The organism is Pseudomonas pseudonitroreducens (assembly GCF_021603645.1).
GTDB classification, from domain to species: domain Bacteria; phylum Pseudomonadota; class Gammaproteobacteria; order Pseudomonadales; family Pseudomonadaceae; genus Pseudomonas; species Pseudomonas pseudonitroreducens.
Window position 1 is genome coordinate 69,780 of sequence record NZ_BQHJ01000004.1, and the last position, 18,087, is coordinate 87,866.

At 65.8% G+C, this 18,087-nt stretch carries 19 protein-coding genes; 14 read left to right on the plus strand and 5 right to left on the minus strand.

Annotation, left to right across the window (positions count from 1 at the left end):
* Positions 1 to 23 precede the first annotated feature (23 nt).
* From L6D89_RS10905 to L6D89_RS10915, 3 genes are all read left to right on the plus strand, one after another.
* A complete protein-coding gene (locus L6D89_RS10905; RefSeq protein WP_024765430.1) occupies positions 24 to 569 on the plus strand; it encodes a 1,2-dihydroxy-3-keto-5-methylthiopentene dioxygenase in 546 nt (181 codons plus the stop codon).
* A gap of 165 nt (positions 570 to 734) precedes the next feature.
* Entirely contained in the window at positions 735 to 1,418 is a 684-nt protein-coding gene (gene mtnC, locus L6D89_RS10910) for an acireductone synthase (RefSeq protein WP_236199700.1), read from the plus strand.
* A gap of 61 nt (positions 1,419 to 1,479) precedes the next feature.
* Entirely contained in the window at positions 1,480 to 1,671 is a 192-nt protein-coding gene (locus L6D89_RS10915; RefSeq protein WP_236174587.1) for a PLDc N-terminal domain-containing protein, read from the plus strand.
* A 316-nt stretch (positions 1,672 to 1,987) separates the two neighbouring features.
* Here the strand turns inward: L6D89_RS10915 and L6D89_RS10920 are convergent, their stop codons facing one another.
* On the minus strand, positions 1,988 to 2,515 hold the full coding sequence (locus L6D89_RS10920) for a dihydrofolate reductase family protein (protein WP_236174524.1): 528 nt from the start codon (positions 2,513 to 2,515) through the stop codon (positions 1,988 to 1,990).
* Between the two features lie 67 nt (positions 2,516 to 2,582).
* Here L6D89_RS10920 and L6D89_RS10925 point away from each other — a divergent pair, with 67 nt between their 5' ends.
* Both L6D89_RS10925 and L6D89_RS10930 read left to right on the plus strand, forming a co-directional pair.
* On the plus strand, positions 2,583 to 3,161 hold the full coding sequence (locus L6D89_RS10925; RefSeq protein WP_236199701.1) for a TetR/AcrR family transcriptional regulator: 579 nt from the start codon (positions 2,583 to 2,585) through the stop codon (positions 3,159 to 3,161).
* Between the two features lie 24 nt (positions 3,162 to 3,185).
* Positions 3,186 to 3,722, plus strand: a complete 537-nt coding sequence (locus L6D89_RS10930) for a methylated-DNA--[protein]-cysteine S-methyltransferase (protein WP_236199702.1) — start codon at positions 3,186 to 3,188, stop codon at positions 3,720 to 3,722.
* Between the two features lie 9 nt (positions 3,723 to 3,731).
* Here the strand turns inward: L6D89_RS10930 and L6D89_RS10935 are convergent, their stop codons facing one another.
* Both L6D89_RS10935 and L6D89_RS10940 read right to left on the minus strand, forming a co-directional pair.
* Complete coding sequence (locus L6D89_RS10935) at positions 3,732 to 4,208, minus strand: methylated-DNA--[protein]-cysteine S-methyltransferase (RefSeq protein ID WP_236199703.1); 477 nt, start codon at positions 4,206 to 4,208, stop codon at positions 3,732 to 3,734.
* A gap of 2 nt (positions 4,209 to 4,210) precedes the next feature.
* Entirely contained in the window at positions 4,211 to 5,116 is a 906-nt protein-coding gene (locus L6D89_RS10940) for a DNA-3-methyladenine glycosylase family protein (protein WP_236199704.1), read from the minus strand.
* Between the two features lie 192 nt (positions 5,117 to 5,308).
* Here L6D89_RS10940 and speE point away from each other — a divergent pair, with 192 nt between their 5' ends.
* The 3 genes from speE to L6D89_RS10955 all read left to right on the plus strand — a co-directional run bounded on the left by speE (position 5,309) and on the right by L6D89_RS10955 (position 9,551).
* Positions 5,309 to 6,169, plus strand: a complete 861-nt coding sequence (gene speE / locus L6D89_RS10945; RefSeq protein ID WP_236199705.1) for a polyamine aminopropyltransferase — start codon at positions 5,309 to 5,311, stop codon at positions 6,167 to 6,169.
* Between the two features lie 288 nt (positions 6,170 to 6,457).
* The gene (locus tag L6D89_RS10950) at positions 6,458 to 8,533 is read left to right on the plus strand and encodes an LTA synthase family protein (protein ID WP_236199706.1); all 2,076 of its coding nucleotides are present in this window, start codon (positions 6,458 to 6,460) and stop codon (positions 8,531 to 8,533) included.
* 232 nt (positions 8,534 to 8,765) lie between these two features.
* The gene (locus tag L6D89_RS10955; protein ID WP_236174517.1) at positions 8,766 to 9,551 is read left to right on the plus strand and encodes a sulfite exporter TauE/SafE family protein; all 786 of its coding nucleotides are present in this window, start codon (positions 8,766 to 8,768) and stop codon (positions 9,549 to 9,551) included.
* Between the two features lie 140 nt (positions 9,552 to 9,691).
* On the opposite strand, the gene L6D89_RS10960 is transcribed toward L6D89_RS10955, so the two are convergent.
* Positions 9,692 to 10,708 (minus strand): AraC family transcriptional regulator, encoded by a 1,017-nt coding sequence (locus tag L6D89_RS10960; protein WP_236199707.1) that lies wholly within the window; start codon positions 10,706 to 10,708, stop codon positions 9,692 to 9,694.
* A 155-nt stretch (positions 10,709 to 10,863) separates the two neighbouring features.
* Between L6D89_RS10960 and L6D89_RS10965 the strand changes: the two genes are divergently transcribed.
* The 6 genes from L6D89_RS10965 to L6D89_RS10990 all read left to right on the plus strand — a co-directional run bounded on the left by L6D89_RS10965 (position 10,864) and on the right by L6D89_RS10990 (position 16,268).
* Positions 10,864 to 12,339 carry a flavin-containing monooxygenase gene (locus tag L6D89_RS10965; RefSeq protein ID WP_236199708.1) on the plus strand — a complete coding sequence of 492 codons (1,476 nt, stop codon included), beginning with the start codon at positions 10,864 to 10,866 and terminating at the stop codon, positions 12,337 to 12,339.
* A complete protein-coding gene (locus L6D89_RS10970) occupies positions 12,323 to 13,285 on the plus strand; it encodes an alpha/beta hydrolase (RefSeq protein ID WP_236199709.1) in 963 nt (320 codons plus the stop codon). The genes L6D89_RS10965 and L6D89_RS10970 overlap by 17 nt, the downstream gene beginning before the upstream one ends.
* A complete protein-coding gene (locus L6D89_RS10975) occupies positions 13,282 to 14,043 on the plus strand; it encodes an SDR family oxidoreductase (RefSeq protein ID WP_236199710.1) in 762 nt (253 codons plus the stop codon). Before L6D89_RS10970 ends, L6D89_RS10975 begins: the two co-directional genes overlap by 4 nt.
* A 33-nt stretch (positions 14,044 to 14,076) precedes the next feature.
* Complete coding sequence (locus L6D89_RS10980) at positions 14,077 to 14,760, plus strand: hypothetical protein (RefSeq protein WP_236174512.1); 684 nt, start codon at positions 14,077 to 14,079, stop codon at positions 14,758 to 14,760.
* Between the two features lie 276 nt (positions 14,761 to 15,036).
* Positions 15,037 to 15,375: a ribonuclease E inhibitor RraB gene (locus tag L6D89_RS10985; RefSeq protein ID WP_024765445.1), complete on the plus strand. Its 339-nt coding sequence runs from the start codon at positions 15,037 to 15,039 to the stop codon at positions 15,373 to 15,375.
* A 188-nt stretch (positions 15,376 to 15,563) separates the two neighbouring features.
* Positions 15,564 to 16,268 (plus strand): type 1 glutamine amidotransferase, encoded by a 705-nt coding sequence (locus L6D89_RS10990; protein WP_236174511.1) that lies wholly within the window; start codon positions 15,564 to 15,566, stop codon positions 16,266 to 16,268.
* Positions 16,269 to 16,559: 291 nt separating this feature from the next.
* Here L6D89_RS10990 and L6D89_RS10995 read toward each other — a convergent pair whose 3' ends face one another.
* Positions 16,560 to 17,984, minus strand: a complete 1,425-nt coding sequence (locus L6D89_RS10995) for a gamma-aminobutyraldehyde dehydrogenase (protein ID WP_236199711.1) — start codon at positions 17,982 to 17,984, stop codon at positions 16,560 to 16,562.
* Between the last annotated feature and the right edge of the window lie 103 nt (positions 17,985 to 18,087).

An 18,087-nucleotide genomic window follows, 5' to 3' on the forward strand; every position in this document is an offset into this window, starting at 1 on the left:
AATAGCCCAGAAGGATAACGACCATGAGCAGCCTGACCGTCTACCACGAATCCAATCCCGAGCAGCCACTCAAGCTGCTGACCCACGCCGAGGACATCGCCTCCACCCTGGGCGAGCTGGGCGTGCGCTTCCAGCGCTGGGCGGCGAATGCGCCCATCGTTCCCGGCGCCAGCCAGGAAGAGGTGATCGCCGCCTACCAGCACGAGATTCGCCGCCTGCAGGAAGAGGAAGGCTATGTCACTGTCGATGTGGTCAGCCTCACCGCCGACCACCCGCAGAAGGACGAACTGCGTGCCAAGTTCCTCGACGAACATCGCCATGGCGAGGACGAAGTGCGCTTCTTCGTTGCTGGCCGCGGGCTGTTCACCCTGCACATCGAGGACCACGTCTACGCCGTGCAGTGCGAGAAGAACGACCTGATCTCGGTGCCAGCCGGTACCCGCCACTGGTTCGACATGGGCGAGCGCCCGCACTTCGTCGCCATCCGCCTGTTCAACAATGCCGAGGGCTGGGTCGCGAAGTTCACCGGTGACGAGATCGCCAAGCGTTTTCCGTTGCTGGAAGACTGATCGATTGCGGCGTCTCCCGTCGCTGCAAGTGAGTGGGGACGCTGTCTGTTTTCGTAGGAGCGAGCTTGCTCGCGAACCGAGTCCGCAAGGGGATTGTTCGCGAGCAAGCTCGCTCCTACCGCCATATCCGTCCGCCTGCGCCAGAGGCGGGACTCTGGAGTTCCCATGCCGATCAAAGCCATCCTCACCGACATCGAAGGCACCACCAGCGCGGTCAGCTTCGTCTTCGACGTGCTCTTTCCCTATGCCGCCGCGCACCTGCCGGACTTCGTGCGTGAGCATGCCGACGAGCCGGCCGTGGCCGAGCAACTGGCCGCCGTGCGCGCCGACAGCGGTGAGGTGAACGCCGGCACCGAACGCTGCATCGTCATCCTTCTCGGCTGGCTCGCCGAAGACCGCAAGGCCACACCGCTCAAGGCACTGCAAGGCATGGTCTGGGAGCAGGGCTACCGCGCCGGCCAGCTCAAGGGCCATGTCTACCCGGACGCCGTCGACGCGCTGCGCCACTGGCACGCCGAGGGCTACCGGCTGTACGTCTATTCCTCCGGCTCGATCCAGGCGCAGAAGATGATCTTCGGCTGCTCGGAGGCGGGCGACCTGTCGCCGCTGTTCTCCGGTTACTTCGATACCACCAGCGGACCCAAGCGCGAGGCCGAGTCGTACCGGCGTATCGCCGCCGCTATTGGCCTGCCGGGCGAGGAAATCCTCTTCCTGTCCGACGTGGTGCAGGAGCTGGACGCCGCGCAGCAGGCCGGCCTGCAGACCATCGGCCTGGCTCGCGAGGGTGGGGTGCTGGAAGGCCACGAGACGCTGGCGAGCTTTGCGCTGATCGATCCGGCACGGGTCTGAGGTGCACCAGGGGTTGGCAGGCTACGCTGAAGGGACCAACCCCAACCGCGAGAATCTCATCATGGGCTCGACCCTCAGTGGGCTGATCAGCCTGATCATCTTCGCCCTGGATATCTGGGCGATCATCAACGTGGTCAAGAGCGGCGCGGAGATGCCGATGAAGATCATCTGGATTCTGGTGATCGTCATCCTGCCGGTGCTCGGGCTGATCATCTGGGCCATCGCCGGGCCGCGAGGCAACGTGCGGGTATAAGTTGGTCTTCGTCGGGTCTGGGTGTTTCTGCGCCGCTTCGGTATGGGGTAGGAGATTTTGTTTCGCCCCCTCTGGCGAGTTACTTTCTCAAACGACGGATGGCCGCTCCCCGGAAAGTAACCAAAGGGCTTGCCCCTCCATCCGGTTTTTCGCTTGGGGCGAAAAATACCCTCGTTGAGGCCTCCTGAAAGGGGCGTTCGGCGCGCTTGGATGTTTCTCTGGAAGACTTCGAGAGCAAAAGCCAGAGCCAGGCCGCAGGGCAAGCTTTTCTTGTAGGAGCGAGCTTGCTCGCGAACCCCTTGCCCAGACTCGTTTATCAATCGAACCGGTAATGCATCCGCACGCAGCCCGGCTCGATCACCTTGGCCGACAACAGCGTCGGCGAGGCCCGCAGTCCGCTCGCGGGGAACAGCGGGTAACCGCCGCCGATGATCTCCGGCATCACGTAGACCTCCAGCTCATCCAGCGCCCCACGCTGCAGGAAGGCCATTTGCAGCTGGCCGCCGCCGAGCATCCACACGTCGCCGTCATCCAGCGCGCGCAGTTCCGCGACCAGTGCATCGATATCGCTGCGGGTTTCGAGCGGGCCCTTGGGGTGCTCGATGGGGCGCGAAGTCACCACCACGACCCGCTGTTCGGCATACGGCCAGGGGCCCGGGTCGGCTGCGAGGAAGTCGTAGGTCGCGCGGCCCATGACCACGGTGCGAATGCGCTGCAGGAACAGGTGGTAGTCATGTTCGCCCAGCTCCAGCTGATCATGCTTGAACAGCCAGTCCAGGCCGTGTTCCGGGGTGGCGATGAAACCGTCGAGGCTGCTGGCGATGTAGCCGAGAATTCTGGCCATGTGGGGGCTCCCTGGGTAAGCTGTGCATCAATATATAAATGAATGTTCATTTATAAAAGAGGATGACATGGCTCGCACCAAGACGGTCAGCAACGAAGCGATACTCGATGCCGCCATGGCGTTGATGGTGCGCGCAGGGCCCGAAGCCGTGACCTTCGCCGCGGTAGGCCGCGAGGTCGGGTTGTCCGCCGCGACGCTGGTGCAGCGCTACGCGAGCAAGGCGGAGTTCCTCCGCGCCGTGCTGCTGCGTGCCTGGGATCGATTGGACGAGCAGACCGCGTGTCTCGACGACAGCGCTGAGTTGAGCCCCGAGGGCGCGGTGAGGATGTTGTTGGCGCTGTTCCCGGTAGGCGAGGGCGAGAGCGATTACGCGGAAGGCTTGCTGATCCTGCGCGAGGACATGCGCGATCCGTTGTTGCGCGAGCGCGGTGCGTGTTGGGGCGCTGCGCTGGCGGCTGCGCTGGGCCGGCGGCTGAGCGACGATCCGCAACGGCAGCTGGTGCTTGGTCGACTGATGGCCAGTCAGTGGCAGGGTGCGCAGCTGTGGTGGGCGTTCGAGCGCCAGGGCGATCCGGCCACGGCCATCGGTGGCGAGCTCAGGCGCTGGTGCGATGTCGTGCTGAAGGCGGAAAGGGTTGCGGGATAAAGCACCGCGATGGAGACTCGTCCGATGCATTACTGCCTGATTGAAACAGACCTCGGCTGGTTCGGGCTCGCCTGGAGCCCGCAGGGGATCACACGCGCCTATCTGCCGGGGGATTCCGTGCACAGCGTGCGCGAGCGCTTCGACAAGCTCGGCAGCGAGATTGCCCAATGGCCGGCATTCATCGATGAAGCCCGGCGCTTGATCCTCGCTTATGCACGCGGTGAAGCGGTGTCGTTCGAGACGCTGCCGCTGGACTTGTCCGGGCAGAGCGATTTCCACCGCCGTGTCTACGCCGACATTCTCCAACTGGGCCGCGGGGAGACCACGACCTATGGCGAGATTGCCCGGCGCCTGGGCGATGTCGGGTTGTCCCGCGCGGTAGGGCAGGCGATGGGGTCCAATCCGATCCCGCTGATCATTCCTTGCCACCGGGTCCTCGCCAGTGGCGGCAAGACCGGCGGCTTCTCTGCGCCCGGTGGCAGCGGCTCGAAGATGCGCATGCTGGCGTTGGAAGGCTACGTCGATCCGCAGGCAGCGCAGACCTCTTTCGACTTCTCCTAGAGCGGACGGCTAGGCCGTTTCCAGCGCGCCCTCCAGGCGCAGCAGCAATTCCTTGCGCGGCAGGCCGCCGGCATAGCCGGTGAGGCTACCGTCGCTGCCGATCACCCGATGGCAGGGGACGATGATGCTGATCGGGTTGGCTCCGTTGGCCGCGCCCACCGCGCGGATCGCCTTGGGCCGGCCGATGCGCCGCGCCAGTTCGGCGTAGACGGTGGTGTAGCCGTAGGGAATCTCCAGCAGCGCCTGCCAGACCTGGCGCTGGAATTCGGTGCCACCGGTGTTCAGCTTCACCTCGAAGCGCTGGCGCTTGCCGGCGAAATACTCGTCCAGCTGACGTGCTACGTCGTCCAGCAGCGGGCTGCCCTGGTGCCAGTCCGGCTGCGGGTAGTGGCGAGTCTCCAGGTCCATGTAGAGCATACGCAGGCCGCCTTCGTCGCCGGCCAGCAGCAGGCGCCCGGTGGGGCTGTCGTGGTAGCGATAGTGCATGGTCATCCTCCGGTGCGGCCGGCCTGGGAGTAGGCGTGCCACAGATAGACGGCGGCGTAGGCGCGCCACGGCCGCCAGGCTTCGGCGCGGCGTTGCAGTTCGCGCGCGGTGATGCCTTGCGCGCCCCAGACCGGTGACTTGAGCAGACCCAGGTCGGCAGCGGGAAAGGCGTCCGGATCGCCGAAGGCGCGCAGGGCGACGTACTCGGCGGTCCAGGGGCCGATGCCGGGGAGGGCGCAGAGGCGCTTCACCAGATCCTCGGCGCCATCCTCCACATGCAGCTGCAGCGCGCCACTGGCGCAGGCGGCGGAGAAGCGCTGCAGCGTCTCGACGCGCTTGCCAGGCATGCCGATGCCGGCAAGATCGGCTTCGGCCAGGGCTTCGGCGGTGGGGAAAAGACGCGTGGGCTGGCCTTCGATCGCTCCCGGCAATTCCTCGCCCAGGCGCTGCACCAGGCGTCCGACTATGGTCACGGCGGCCTTGACCGTGACCTGCTGGCCGACGATGGCGCGCACGGCCTGCTCGAACGGATCGAACGCGGTGGGCAGGCGCAGGCCGGGAGCCTCTAGCAGGAGCGGGCCGAGGACGGCGTCATTGCCCAGGTGTGCGGCAATGTGCGCGGGATTGCTGTCCAGGTCGAACATCTTGCGCACCCGCGCGGTCAGCGCCTCGGCGTGGTGGCTCGGCAGGTGCAGTTCGAGTTCCAGTTCGGCGCAGCCGTCCAGGGGGGCAACGCTGAACCAGCCGCTATCCGCGCCCAGCCGAACGCTGCGGGCGTAGCGCCGGGGCGACAGGCATTCGACGCCGGCCAGGCTGCGCAGGGCGAAATGCTCGTGGAACTGCTGCCAGTCCCAGGGGGCGTGGTAGGGCAGGCGGATGCGCTGGGGCAGGGGCGGAATGTTTTTCATGGGGCGACATTACCTGCTGGGCGAGCAGCTGTCCTCCCGCGCCTGACTTTCAAACCGGCGCGGGCCGGCTTCTTTATGCAGGCAGCGACGGCAGGGTTCGACCTGTCATCCTTCGGCACGTAGAATGCGCGCCTCTTTCGGGGTGGCGCGGCCGTCCCCTCCTATTGTCTTGTCCCGACGGGAGCCCACTGCATGCACGATTACCAGGAAACCCTCTACGACGGCTATGGCCAGCGTTTCAGCGTCGACAGGATGCTCCACGAGGTGCGCACCGAGCACCAGCACCTGGTGATCTTCGAGAATGCCCGCATGGGCCGGGTGATGGCGCTGGACGGTGTGATCCAGACCACCGAGGCCGACGAGTTCATCTACCACGAGATGCTCACCCATGTGCCGATCCTCGCCCATGGCAATGCCAGGCGCGTGCTGATCATCGGCGGCGGCGACGGCGGCATGCTGCGCGAGGTGTCCAAGCACGCCAGCGTCGAGCACATCACCATGGTCGAGATCGATGGCACCGTGGTCGACATGTGCAAGGAGTTCCTGCCCAACCATTCCCAGGGCGCCTTCGACGACGCGCGGCTGAACCTGGTGATCGACGACGGCATGCGCTTCGTCGCCACCACCACGGAGAAGTTCGACGTGATCATCTCCGACTCCACCGACCCGATCGGCCCGGGCGAAGTGCTGTTCTCGGAGAACTTCTACCAGGCCTGCCACCGCTGCCTGAACGAGGGCGGCGTGCTGGTGACCCAGAACGGCACGCCGTTCATGCAGCTGGACACCGTGCGCAACACCGCCGGGCGGATGAACGGCCTGTTCGCCGACTGGCACTTCTACCAGGCGGCGGTGCCGACCTACATCGGTGGCTCGATGACCTTCGCCTGGGGTTCGACCAACCCGGCGCTGCGCAAGGTCGACGCCGCCACGCTGGCGCAGCGCTTCGCCGCCAGCGGCATCCAGACCCGCTATTACAACCCGGCGATCCACCAGGGCGCGTTTGCCCTGCCGCAGTACGTACTGCAGGCCATCGGCAAGCCGGCCAACGACTGAGCGGCTCTGCGCGTGGCGCGGGCAAGCCCTGCGCCACGACATTTTCTTCACATCCCGCACGGCACTCTGCCCGCCCTTGGGCGGTCCCACCTGCGCCGCTTCACGCTTGCATCATCCCGAAACGATTGGCGTGCCAAGCTTAATGTCCGCTTAAGCGGCGCACTTTAGAATGCGCCGCCGCAGCTTTTGCGGTGTAATGCCGCAGCCTTTCGCGCTCGCGCGGGCAGCCGTTCTGTCCGGCAATGGCGATGCACCTTCGACCCCGAACGTTCACAACGGAACCAAGAAATGGGCCAATCAGAAGTCCTGTCCAACCGCCAGACCGGTGCGAGCCTCACGCGGCCGACCGTGTCCAGCCACCTGGCGTTCACCGCGCTCAGCGTCGTCACGCTGATGGTGATGTACTCCCTGCTGCGCCTTGCGCTGTTCATCTACAACCGCGAACTGATCGGCAGCACACCCGCCTCCACCTTTGTCGAAGCCTTCCTCACCGGCATGCGTTTCGACATCCGCGCCGTGGTCTACATCGTCGCTCCGCTGGTGCTCGCCGTGGTCAGTGTGCGCGCCATGGGCTGGCGTTGGCTGTGGAAGACCTGGCTGACCATCGCCGCGAGCATCACGCTGTTCCTCGGCGTGCTGGAGATGGACTTCTACCGTGAATTCCACCAGCGCCTGAACAGCCTGGTATTCCAGTACATGTCCGAAGACCCGAAAACGGTCATGAGCATGATCTGGTACGGCTACCCGGTAGTCCGCTACCTGCTGGCCTGGGCCATCGCCACCTGGCTGCTGTACATGCTGTTCCGCGGCATCGACCGCGCTACCCGCCCGGCCGCCGGTGGCCCATCGGCCGCTGCCTGGTACATCCGCGTGGCGGTGTTGCTGGTACTGATCGTGCTGTGCGTCGTTGCCGCCCGTGGCACCCTGCGCCAGGGCCCGCCGCTGCGCTGGGGTGATGCCTTTACCACCGACTCGCAGTTCGCCAACCAGCTCGGCCTGAACGGCACCCTGAGCCTGATCAAGGCCGCCGAGAGCCGCTTCTCCGAAGACCGCGACAACATCTGGAAGTCGACCCTGCCGCAGGACAAGGCGCTGGCCACCGTGCGCAAGATGCTGGTGATGCCGGACGACAAGCTGGTCGACGCCGATGACGCTCCGATCCGTCGCGACTACACGCCGCCGGCCGATGGCACCCTGCCGGTGAAGAACGTCGTGGTGATCCTGATGGAAAGCTTCGCCGGTCACTACGTCGGCGCGCTGGGCGCTCCGGGCAACATCACGCCGAACTTCGACAAGCTGGCGAAGGACGGGCTGCTGTTCACCCAGTACTTCTCCAACGGTACCCACACCCACCAGGGCATGTTCGCCACCATGGCGTGCTTCCCCAACCTGCCGGGCTTCGAGTACCTGATGCAGACGCCCGAGGGTGGCCACAAGTTCTCCGGCCTGCCGCAGCTGCTGTCGGCGCGCAAGTTCGAGGACGTCTACGTCTACAACGGCGATTTCGCCTGGGACAACCAGTCCGGCTTCTTCGCCAACCAGGGCATGACCTCGTTCATCGGCCGCAATGACTTCGTCAACCCGGTGTTCTCCGACCCGACCTGGGGCGTGTCCGACCAGGACATGTTCGCCCGCGGCAACGAGGAACTGGACAAGCTGCATGCCACCGGCAAGCCGTTCTATGCCCTGCTGCAGACCCTGTCCAACCACGTGCCCTACGCGCTGCCCAAGGACCTGCCGGTACAGCCGGTGACCGGTTATGGCAGCCTGGACGAGCACCTGACCGCGATGCGCTACTCCGACTGGTCGCTCGGCCAGTTCTTCGAGAAGGCCAAGAAGTCGCCGTACTACAAGGACACCATCTTCGTGATCGTCGGCGACCACGGCTTCGGTACCCCCGAGCAGCTGACCGAGATGGACCTGTTCCGCTTCAACGTGCCGCTGCTGGTCATCGCTCCCGGCATCCAGGAGAAGTTCGGCGCCACGCGCGACACCGTCGGCACCCAGATCGACATCGTGCCGACCATCATGGGTCGCCTGGGCGGCGAAGCGCGTCACCAGTGCTGGGGCCGCGACCTGCTGAACCTGCCCGAAGGTGACAAGGGCTTCGGCATGATCAAGCCGTCTGGCAGCGGCCAGGATGTCGCGCTGGTGTATGGCAACCGCATCCTGATCAAGCCCAAGGATGGCGATATCCGCGTCTATGACTACAAGCTGGGCAAGGATTTCGGTGCGACCCGCATCGGGAACACGCCGGAGCAGTCGGAGATGAAGACCCGTCTGGAGTCCTTCATCCAGACCGCCACCCAGGCCCTGCTGGACAACAAGACCGGTGTGGTCGACGGCAAGCCTGACGTGAAGTGACAGAGCGCTAGATGAAAAGGGGCCTTCGGGCCCCTTTTTCATTGCTCAGGCCGATACCGGGGAACGCCTGAAAAGCGCGAAGCAGACGCTGCGAAGGGGAAAATCAGCGGCCTGACCATTTGAAAGAACAGGTTATAAATTAAGACCACATCGATCTAATGGATTATAAGAAAAGTCGTTATCCTGCCGCCCACACCACGAGGTGATCAGTTTCGCCAGTCAGGACGCGTAGATGGATTTCGGCAATATCGGGTTTGTAGTCGCGGGTCTTGTCGTTGGCTTTATCGTTGGGATGACCGGTGTCGGCGGTGGTTCGCTGATGACTCCGATTCTCCTCTGGTTCGGTATCAACCCTGCCGCTGCCGTGGGCACCGACCTGCTCTATGCCGCCATCACCAAGTCCGGCGGCGTCCTGGTTCACCGCAAGAACGACAACATCGACTGGCGCATCACCGGTTGGCTGGCCCTGGGCAGCGTCCCGGCGGCGGCGCTGACCTTGCTGTTCCTGCACAGCCTGCATACCGATACCGCGGCGATGAACGCCGTGATCAAGAACGCCCTGGGCGTCGTGCTGCTGCTCACCGCCCTGGCGGTGCTGTTCAAGAAACAGGTGCTGGCCTTTGCCCAGCGCCATGCCGGCGACAGCTTCCACTTCAGCGGCCCACGGCTGAATACCCTGACGGTCATCACCGGCGCCATCCTCGGCGCGATGGTCGCCCTGACGTCCATCGGCGCGGGGGCCCTGGGTACCGTGGCGCTGTTCATCCTCTATCCGTTCCTCGCTACCCGCCGCTTGGTGGGCACCGAGATTGCCCACGCGGTGCCGCTGACCCTGGTCGCCGGCCTCGGCCATGCCAGCATGGGCAACATGGACTGGGGGTTGCTGGGCTATCTGCTGATCGGCTCGCTGCCGGGCATCTACGTCGGCAGCCACCTGGCCGGGCGCATCCCGGACGGCGTCCTGCGCCCTTGCTTGGCACTGATGCTGGCGATGATCGGCTACAAGCTGGTCTTCTAACACCGGTCTACGATCTGCTGCGCGTCGGCCGTTGGGCGCTGGAAAGCGCCCTCAGATGCGCATTTACCGAAGGTAAACTCCGCTCTTCGGGCGCTTTCCGCCTGCTACGGCGCTAGCTCGCAAGATCGTCAACAGGTTTTCTAACGGCGGCGGAAGCGCCCCGGCGTCACGCCTTTCCAGCGGCGGAAGGCGTGGATGAAGTTCGACACCTCGCCATAGCCGAGCCGCTCGGCAATCTCCTCCAGACGGATCACCCCGGTGGCCAGCAACTCCTCGGCCAGCGCCTGGCGCACCTCGTCGAGCAGCGCACGATAGCTGCTGCCCTCGGTCTCCAGCCGGCGTCGCAACGTACGCGAGGTCATGTGCAGCTCATCCGCCAGTTGCTCCATGTCCGGCAGCCGCCCCGGCGTGCCCAGCAGGCGATCGCGGATCTGCCCGGAAAGCCCGGTGCGCACCTGGCGCCGGGCGAGCAGGGCGCGGCATTGTTCCTCACAGCGCCGCGCCACTTCCGGGTTGGCGCCGGGCAGCGGCATTTCGAGGATGCGGCTGTCGAAGATGATGCGGTTCTCCGCCTGGCCGAACAGCGGCGTGACGCCCAGCTCTTCGATGTAGGGTTGCAGGTCGGCCGGCGCCTCGCGGCGGAACAGCGCCTGGCGGATCGGCGGCGGCTGGTTGGTGAGGTCACGCTGGATGCGCAGCACGCCACCGCCGTCGCGGTCGATGAGGAAGTCGCGCAGGTCCTCCGGCACGGACGTGTCGTCCAGCACCAGGTGCGCCTCGCCGGCGTGTTCCTCCAGCGTCATGCGGTGGAAGGCATAGGTCAGGTCGAGGTAGCGCAGGCCCAGGTGGGCGGCACTGAGGAAGGTCGAGCTGCTGAGCATCGCGAAGCCCCAGATGCCGTAGGTGTTGAGGTGATAGCGCAGGCCGGCCTTGAGCCCGATGCCGGGGCGCTGGCCGATACACCGGTTGATGTTGCGCAGCAGCTGCAGTTCCTGGGTCGCTTCAACCTCTGCACCGGGGTCGGCGAGCACGCCGATGTCCAGCCCGGTGCCGTCCAGGCATTGCTCCAGGGTCATGCCGTGGTCCAGACCGAACTGGGTCATGAGTTGCACGCTGATGGCACTGCGCCGGGGCGACCAGGATGGGGTGGCGGGCATCATGTCCTCGCGGGGCGAAGTTTCAGGCAGGGAAGGGAAAAATGGCTGACCGAAAGTCACAATTTTCTGTCCGACTATGCCATAACCCGCTGACGGAAGTCGCACTAGGATGTTGTCATCCGCCGCTGTGCGGAGATCAAACCGGGAGCACAACAATGACAACACCATCCCGTCGATCGGCCGCCCCGCGCGTGCTGATCATCGGTGCCGGCTTTGCCGGCCTGGGCCTGGCGATCCGCCTGCAGAAGGCCGGCATCAGCGACTTCCTGATCCTCGAAAAGGCCGCCGATGTCGGTGGCTGCTGGCGCGAGAACGTCTATCCGGGCGCCGCCTGTGACGTGCCTTCGCACCTGTATTCCTTCTCCTTCGAACCCAAGGCCGACTGGTCGCGCAAGTTTGCGCCCCAGGCGGAAATCCTCGAGTACGCGCGGCACTGCGCCGATAAATACCGCCTGCGCGAACGCATCCGCTTCAACTGCGAGGTGCGCGACGCGAGCTTCGATGAAGCGGCTGGCGAGTGGCGGGTGACCTGCGCCGACGGAGAGGAGCTGCGCGCCCAATCGCTGGTCTGCGCCCTTGGCCAACTGAGCCGCCCGTTGATCCCGAAGCTGCCGGGCATCGAGCGCTTCCAGGGCAAGGCCTTTCATTCCGCACAGTGGGACCATGGCACTCCATTGGACGGCAAGCGCGTCGCCGTGGTCGGCACCGGAGCCAGCGCCATTCAGTTCGTCCCGCAGATCGCCCCGAAAGTCGCCGAGTTGCTGCTGTTCCAGCGCAGCGCCGCCTACGTGATCCCCAAGCCGGATCGCCCCTATGCCGCCTGGGAACGCCGCATCAAGTCGCGCCTGCCCTGGCTGCAGCGCCTGGATCGTGGGCTGAAGTACGTGCAGCACGAGGCACGGGCGCTGGCTTTCACGGTGTTCCCGCCGATGATGAAATTCATGCGCATCAGCTTCCACCTGCACATGCGCAAGAGCATCGCCGACCCGCAGCTGCGTGCGCGCCTGCAGCCGGATTACCCCATGGGCTGCAAGCGCATCCTGATCAGCAATGACTACTACCCGGCGCTGGCGCGCAGCAACGTGAAGCTGATCGATACCGGTATCCGCGAGGTTACTGAAGACGCCATCGTCACTCGCGCCGGCCAGCGCCATCCGGTGGACGCCATCATCTATGGCACCGGCTTCGCCGCCACCGAGTTCCTCGCGCCGATGCGCATCACCGGCCTGGCCGGGCGCGAGCTGAACCAGGCCTGGAGCGACGGCGCCGAGGCGTACAAGGGCATCAGCGTCAGCGGTTTCCCCAACTTCTTCATCCTCTATGGGCCGAACACCAACCTGGGGCACAACTCGATCATCTACATGCTGGAGAGCCAGTTCCCCTACGTGCTCGGCTGCCTGCAACGGATCCAGCGCGAGGGCCTGAAGTACCTGGACCTCAAGCCGCAGGTGCAGCAGGGCTTCAACCGCCAGTTGCAGCACGACCTGCAGCACACCATCTGGGAGCGTGGTTGCAGCAGCTGGTACAAGACCGCCAGCGGGCGCAATACCGTGAACTGGCCGGGCTTCACCTTCCGCTATCGCCAACAGACCCGTCAGCCGGAGTTCGCCGACTATGACTGCATCCGTTGAACCCGTGGTGTCGCTGTCGACCCGCCAGAAACTGCTGACGGCCACCTTGCGCGGCGTGCTCAATCTGCTGTTCCGCGGGCTGATGGGCCCGCAACTGCCGGTGAAGGCACAGCGCGCCCTGTTGCGCGGGCTGACGGCGGCGACGCTCACTCCCCGTGGCGTACACCGCGAGCAGGCAACGCTGGGTGGAGTTCCCGCCGAAGTCTGGCGGCCGGAACAGGTGGGTGAGGGCCGGGTGATCCTCTACCTGCATGGCGGCGCCTACCTGATCGGCTCGCCGGCCACGCACCGGGCGATCACCGCCAACCTGGCGCGGCGCTGCAAGGCGGAGGTCTGGGTGATCGATTACCGTCTCGCGCCCGAGCACCGCTTCCCGGCGCAGCGCGAAGACGCCGTGGCGGCTTACCGCGCGCTGCTGGACAAGGGTATTCCCGCGCAGTCCATCGCCGTGGTCGGAGATTCCGCCGGTGGCCACCTGACCCTGCAACTGGCGCTTGAGGCGAGGGCCCAGGGGCTGCCAGCGCCGGGCGCACTGGTGACCTTCTCGCCGGTGACCGATCTTTCCGCTGAACATCTGCACGCCCCGGCGGCGGGCGACCCGCTGATCACCCGCGCCTGGATCGAGAGTGCCATGGAGATGTTCTGCCCGCCCGGTGTACCGCGCGCAGACGCCCAGCTGTCGCCGTTGCATGCCGATCTCAGCGGCTTGCCGCCGCTGCTGATCCAGGTCGGTGAGGACGAGGTGCTGCGTAACGACAGCCTGCGCTTCGTCGCAGCGGCACGGCGCTATGGCGCAACCGTCGAGCTGCAGCGCTTCCCCGGTTGCTGGCATGTATTCCAGGCCCACGCCGGTTTGCTCGACGTGGCCGATCGTGCGCTACAGGACGTTGCCGTCTTTCTCACCGGCCATCTGCAACCTGGTCTCAAGCAAGGATCGCCACGATGAACACCATGCTGATCAGCGGGGCAGCGTCGGGCATAGGCGCCGCCACCGCAAAACTGTTCCACCAGCGCGGCTGGCGCGTCGGGCTGCTCGATCTCAACCCCGAACCATTGGCGGCGCTGGCTTCCGAGCTGGACGGTGCCTGGCATCGGGCGCTGGATGTTACCGATGCCGACGCCGTCTCGGCGGCAGTGTGCGAGTTCGCCGAAGCCAACGGCGGTCAATTGCGCCTGCTGTTCAACTGCGCGGGCATCCTGCGTTTCGGCCGCTTCGAGGACATCAGCCTCGCCGAGCACAACCGCATCATCGCGATCAACGTTCAGGGCGTGCTGAATTGCTGTTATGCGGCGCTGCCTTACCTCAAGCGCACGTCCGGCGCGCAGGTGCTGAACATGGGCTCGGCTTCCGGGCTCTACGGCGTGCCGCAGATGGCCAGCTATTCGGCGTCGAAGTTTGCCGTGCGCGGCCTGACCGAAGCGCTGGAGCTGGAGTGGCGCGAACTGGGCATCCGCGTCGCCGACCTGATGCCGCCTTTCGTACGTACGCCGATGGTCGCCAGCCAGACCTTCGAGCCGCCGGTGCTGCGTCGCCTGGGCGTCACCCTGGTGGCCGAGGATATCGCCCAGGCCGCCTGGCGCCAGGCGCAGAGCAGCGGCGTGCACCGGCCGATCGGCGCGATGTTCCGCGCCATGTACTGGTCCGGCCAGCTGTCGCCGCCGGCGATCAATCGCTGGGTGATGGCCTGGCTCAGCCGCGCCTGAGTAGACTGCAGGGGCGGCAAAGGAGGCCGGCCCATGCAGCAAACCCCGCAAACTCAGTCATCCGCCTGGCAGCGCGTGCTGCAGGACATCACTACGCCCTTCGACCGGATCAGCGAGATGACCTACGGGGTCATCATGACGCTGACCATCATCTCGGTGATCTCTGCCGCCAGCGGTGGGGCGAGCCGACAGGACCTGATCGTCGCCGCGCTGGGCTGCAACATCGCCTGGGGCGTGGTGGATGCCCTGATGCTGCTGGTGCGCCTGCGGGTGGAGCGGCTGCACCAGCATGGCCGCCTGCGGGCGCTGCGCGGCACCTCCACTGACGTCGACTTTCGCGAAGGCCTCGACGAATTCCTGCCGCCGCGGCTGGTGGCGATCCTGCAGCCGGATGAGCTGTGGAGCCTGCGCCAGCGCCTGGTCGCATCCGAGCTGGGAACCGGTGAGCCGCACGGCGGCGGCGCCGAGGTCTGGCTGGCGGCGCTGCTGATCGTGGTGCTGGTCACCGGCATTACCCTGCCGCTGATCCTGCCACTGTGGCTGGTACCCGATGACCTGTTGGCACTGCGCCTGGCCCAGGGCATCGGCGTGAGCATGCTGTTCGGCCTGGGCTGGCTGCTCAGCCGCTGGTCCGGTGGCTCGCCCTGGCCCGGAGCGCTGGGCTTTACCGCACTGGGCGTGGCCATGACCGGTCTGTGCATCGCACTGGGCGGCTAGCGACGCAGGATGGCGCCTTTCTGCCGCCCGTCGCCGCCCAACGGCGCGAAGCGTCAAAGGAGCGGCAGGCCGCGTGCTCAGGCGCTACTCTGAGAAATGTGGCCGGGATAGTCCGTTGCGCCGTTCGGCGCGTTCGACGGAGTTGGCCACTATTTCGGGGGACGTTGCGTCAATTGACGTTTCCTGGCGGCACACTGAAGTGCCCGGAATGCACCCGTGGCGGGTGCGTTCGTCGGCGGGAATACACTCTGAACGTCTCGACAGGAGGTGCGTACCATGGAAAAGCCCCTCTCGGAGGATATCAGCGTCAACGTGTTGCGCCGGATGAAGGAAGGTGGCTTCGACTTCGCTCGCATTCATCCCATCGATTTTTTCGCCATCTTTTCCGATGAACAGAACGCCCGCAAAGCTGCCCGGCAGTTTCGCGGAGAGTCGCTGAGAACCCAGGTCGAAGCCCGCGATGATGGCGGCTGGAGCCTGCAGATCAGCAAGGTGATGTTCGCTACCCACGCCGCCATCGGCGATTTCGAGCACGACCTGGAGGAAGTCGTGGTGCCACTGGGCGGTATTCTCGATGGATGGGGCGTGACCCAGGAGGTCACCTCCCTGCGCTGACCGCAACACGTCGTCGAGCCATCACCCGATGGCCGATTGTCTGGCCGCAAAGCGGAAAGTGCGCCGCCACCAGCAGTGACGGCGCACTTTCTTCGCCGCCTGCTCGGCGGCCGTGCAAGGACCCGCTTGCGGACACGCCAGGTTTCTTCAGCGCCGCCGATCCGGCAGACTGCCGGGCGGAGGTGACCATGACCGATATTCTGATCCTGACCCACGTCGATTTCTGCCCGCCTGGCCATCTGGGCGCGCTGCTCGACCGTCTGCAACTGCCGTTCGACGTGCGCCGCGCCGACCTCGACGAGCTGCAAGGCTACGACCTGGAACGGCCCAAGGCCGTCGCCATCATGGGCGGGCCGATGAGCGTGAACGACGACCTGCCATGGCTGCGCGACGAAATCGCGGCGATCCGCCGTTTCCTCGAGCGTGACGTGCCGATGATCGGCCACTGCCTGGGCGGCCAGTTGCTGGCCAAGGCGCTGGGCGCGCAGATCCATCGCCTGCCGTACACCGAACTGGGCTGGCAGCCGATGCGCCGCGTGGAAGGGCAGAGCCCCTGGCTGGCGCACCTGCCTGACGAATTCCCGATCTACCAGTGGCACGGCGATACCTTCGATATCCCCGAAGGCGCCACCCGCTTGCTGTCCAGTCCCTGGTGCGAGAACCAGGCGTTCAGCTTCGGTGAGCGCATTCTCGGCCTGCAGGGCCACCCGGAGATGACCGAGGAGCTGGTCAGCGATTGGGTCAACGGTTTCCCGGAATACCTCGACCCGAGCCAGCCGAGCCAGGAAAGCGCCGAGGTGATGCTCGAGGGCCTGCCGCAGCGGGTCGCGGCGATGAACCAGGTGGCGGAAGGCTTCTACCGCCATTGGCTGAAGCTGGCCGGGTTGGTCTGATCGGTGTCTCGCACCACGCTGGTGGTGCATGGCGCACTTTGCAGGATGGCGTGGAGCGCAGCGATACCCATCGACTCCGCCCACCGACAGCATGGGTATCGCTGCGCTCCACCCATGCTACGTTTCTGTCCGCAATTCTGATGCGGCTATGGACGATCGCGGACGGAGTCCGCTCCTACGCAGGGGGCGGCTTTTCGTAGGAGCGAGCCTGCTCGCGAACAGCCCCCGCTGCGGGGCCGGGGTTCGCGAGCAAGCTCGCTCCTACAGGTCAGGCTCACGCCGGGGCGCGGCTCAGTGCTTGAACATGATGTGCCGCGCCACGGTGTAGTCCTCCAGTCCGTACATCGACAAATCCTTGCCGTAGCCGGACTGCTTGAAGCCGCCGTGGGGCATTTCGCTGCACAGCATGAAGTGGGTGTTGACCCAGGTGCAGCCGTACTGCAGGCGCGCCGCGACCCGTGAGGCGCGGCCCACATCCTTCGTCCACACCGACGAGGCGAGCCCGTAGTCGGAGTCGTTCGCCCAGCGCACCGCCTCGTCCGCGTCGCTGAACGGCGTCACCGAGACCACCGGGCCGAACACTTCGCGGCGGACGATCTCGTCATCCTGCTGGGCGTTGGCCACCACCGTGGGCTCGTAGAAGAAGCCCTTGCCGCTGACCATCTTGCCGCCGGTGGCGATCTGGATGTGCGGGCTGGCCTTGGCCCGTTCGACGAAGCCGGAGACGCGGTCGCGCTGGGCCGCAGTGATCAGCGGGCCGAGCTCGGTATTCGGGTCGTTCTGCAGGCCGGTCTTCAAGCTCGATACCGCGCTGGCCAGATCGGCGACGAAGTTGTCGTAGACCTTCTTGCCGGCATAGATGCGGCAGGCGGCGGTGCAATCCTGCCCGGCGTTGTAGAAGCCGAAGGTGCGGATGCCGGCGATCACGTCGTCCAGGTCGGCATCGTCGAAGACGATCACCGGGGCCTTGCCGCCCAGCTCCATGTGCAGGCGCTTCACGCTGTCGGCGGCGCTCTTGATGATGGCCTTGCCGGTGCCCACCGAGCCGGTCAGCGAGACCATGCGCACCAGATCGTGGCTGACCAGCGGCGCGCCCACGCTCGGGCCGCGGCCGAAGACCAGGTTGACCACGCCGGCGGGGAACAGCTCGGCGATGAATTCGGCCACCCGCAGGGCGGTCAGCGGTGTCTGCTCCGAAGGCTTGAGCACCACGCAGTTACCGGCGGCCAGGGCCGGGCCGAGCTTCCACGCGGCCATCATCAGCGGGTAGTTCCACGGTGCGATGGAGGCGACTACGCCCACCGGGTCGCGGCGGATCATCGAGGTGAAGCCGGGCAGGTACTCGCCGGCGGCGGAGCCGGGCAGCACCCGGCAGGCGCCTGCGAAGAAACGGAACACGTCGGCAATGGCCGGGATCTCGTCGTTCAGCGCGGCGGCGTAGGGCTTTCCGCAGTTGTCCGATTCCAGTTGGGCCAGCTCCGCGGCGTGTTCCTCGATGCGGTCGGCCAGGCGCAGCAGGAGCAGGGCGCGATCCTTCGGTGCGGTCTGCGACCAGCCGTCGAAGGCCGCGTCAGCGGCGCGCACGGCGGTGTCCACCTGGGCTTCGCTGGCTTCGGCGACTTGGCCGATCACCTCGCCGGTGGAGGGGTTGAGGATGTCCAGCCTGGTGCCTTCGCCGGCGACGAACTGGCCGTTGATCAGGAGTTTGGTTTGCATGGGGGGCTCCTTTCGTCAGTGGGTTTGCCCTCACCCCAATCTTCTCCCGGAGAGAGGGAGCTGTCCGTGCCGGGTGAAACAGTGGTTTCTTCCTGCGCCGTTC

Excerpts from the sequence above, each read along its gene's own strand:
- L6D89_RS10925 (WP_236199701.1), top strand. The coding sequence starts at position 2,583 with ATGGCTCGCACCAAGACGGTCAGCAACGAAGCGATACTCGATGCCGCC.
- L6D89_RS10990 (WP_236174511.1), top strand. The coding sequence starts at position 15,564 with ATGACCGATATTCTGATCCTGACCCACGTCGATTTCTGCCCGCCTGGC.
- L6D89_RS10950 (WP_236199706.1), top strand. The coding sequence starts at position 6,458 with ATGGGCCAATCAGAAGTCCTGTCCAACCGCCAGACCGGTGCGAGCCTC.
- L6D89_RS10960 (WP_236199707.1), bottom strand. The coding sequence starts at position 10,708 with ATGCCCGCCACCCCATCCTGGTCGCCCCGGCGCAGTGCCATCAGCGTG.
- L6D89_RS10980 (WP_236174512.1), top strand. The coding sequence starts at position 14,077 with ATGCAGCAAACCCCGCAAACTCAGTCATCCGCCTGGCAGCGCGTGCTG.
- L6D89_RS10940 (WP_236199704.1), bottom strand. The coding sequence starts at position 5,116 with ATGAAAAACATTCCGCCCCTGCCCCAGCGCATCCGCCTGCCCTACCAC.
- L6D89_RS10995 (WP_236199711.1), bottom strand. The coding sequence starts at position 17,984 with ATGCAAACCAAACTCCTGATCAACGGCCAGTTCGTCGCCGGCGAAGGC.
- L6D89_RS10920 (WP_236174524.1), bottom strand. The coding sequence starts at position 2,515 with ATGGCCAGAATTCTCGGCTACATCGCCAGCAGCCTCGACGGTTTCATC.
- L6D89_RS10935 (WP_236199703.1), bottom strand. The coding sequence starts at position 4,208 with ATGCACTATCGCTACCACGACAGCCCCACCGGGCGCCTGCTGCTGGCC.
- mtnC (WP_236199700.1), top strand. The coding sequence starts at position 735 with ATGCCGATCAAAGCCATCCTCACCGACATCGAAGGCACCACCAGCGCG.
- L6D89_RS10975 (WP_236199710.1), top strand. The coding sequence starts at position 13,282 with ATGAACACCATGCTGATCAGCGGGGCAGCGTCGGGCATAGGCGCCGCC.
- L6D89_RS10930 (WP_236199702.1), top strand. The coding sequence starts at position 3,186 with ATGCATTACTGCCTGATTGAAACAGACCTCGGCTGGTTCGGGCTCGCC.
- L6D89_RS10970 (WP_236199709.1), top strand. The coding sequence starts at position 12,323 with ATGACTGCATCCGTTGAACCCGTGGTGTCGCTGTCGACCCGCCAGAAA.
- L6D89_RS10955 (WP_236174517.1), top strand. The coding sequence starts at position 8,766 with ATGGATTTCGGCAATATCGGGTTTGTAGTCGCGGGTCTTGTCGTTGGC.
- L6D89_RS10915 (WP_236174587.1), top strand. The coding sequence starts at position 1,480 with ATGGGCTCGACCCTCAGTGGGCTGATCAGCCTGATCATCTTCGCCCTG.
- L6D89_RS10965 (WP_236199708.1), top strand. The coding sequence starts at position 10,864 with ATGACAACACCATCCCGTCGATCGGCCGCCCCGCGCGTGCTGATCATC.
- L6D89_RS10985 (WP_024765445.1), top strand. The coding sequence starts at position 15,037 with ATGGAAAAGCCCCTCTCGGAGGATATCAGCGTCAACGTGTTGCGCCGG.
- speE (WP_236199705.1), top strand. The coding sequence starts at position 5,309 with ATGCACGATTACCAGGAAACCCTCTACGACGGCTATGGCCAGCGTTTC.
- L6D89_RS10905 (WP_024765430.1), top strand. The coding sequence starts at position 24 with ATGAGCAGCCTGACCGTCTACCACGAATCCAATCCCGAGCAGCCACTC.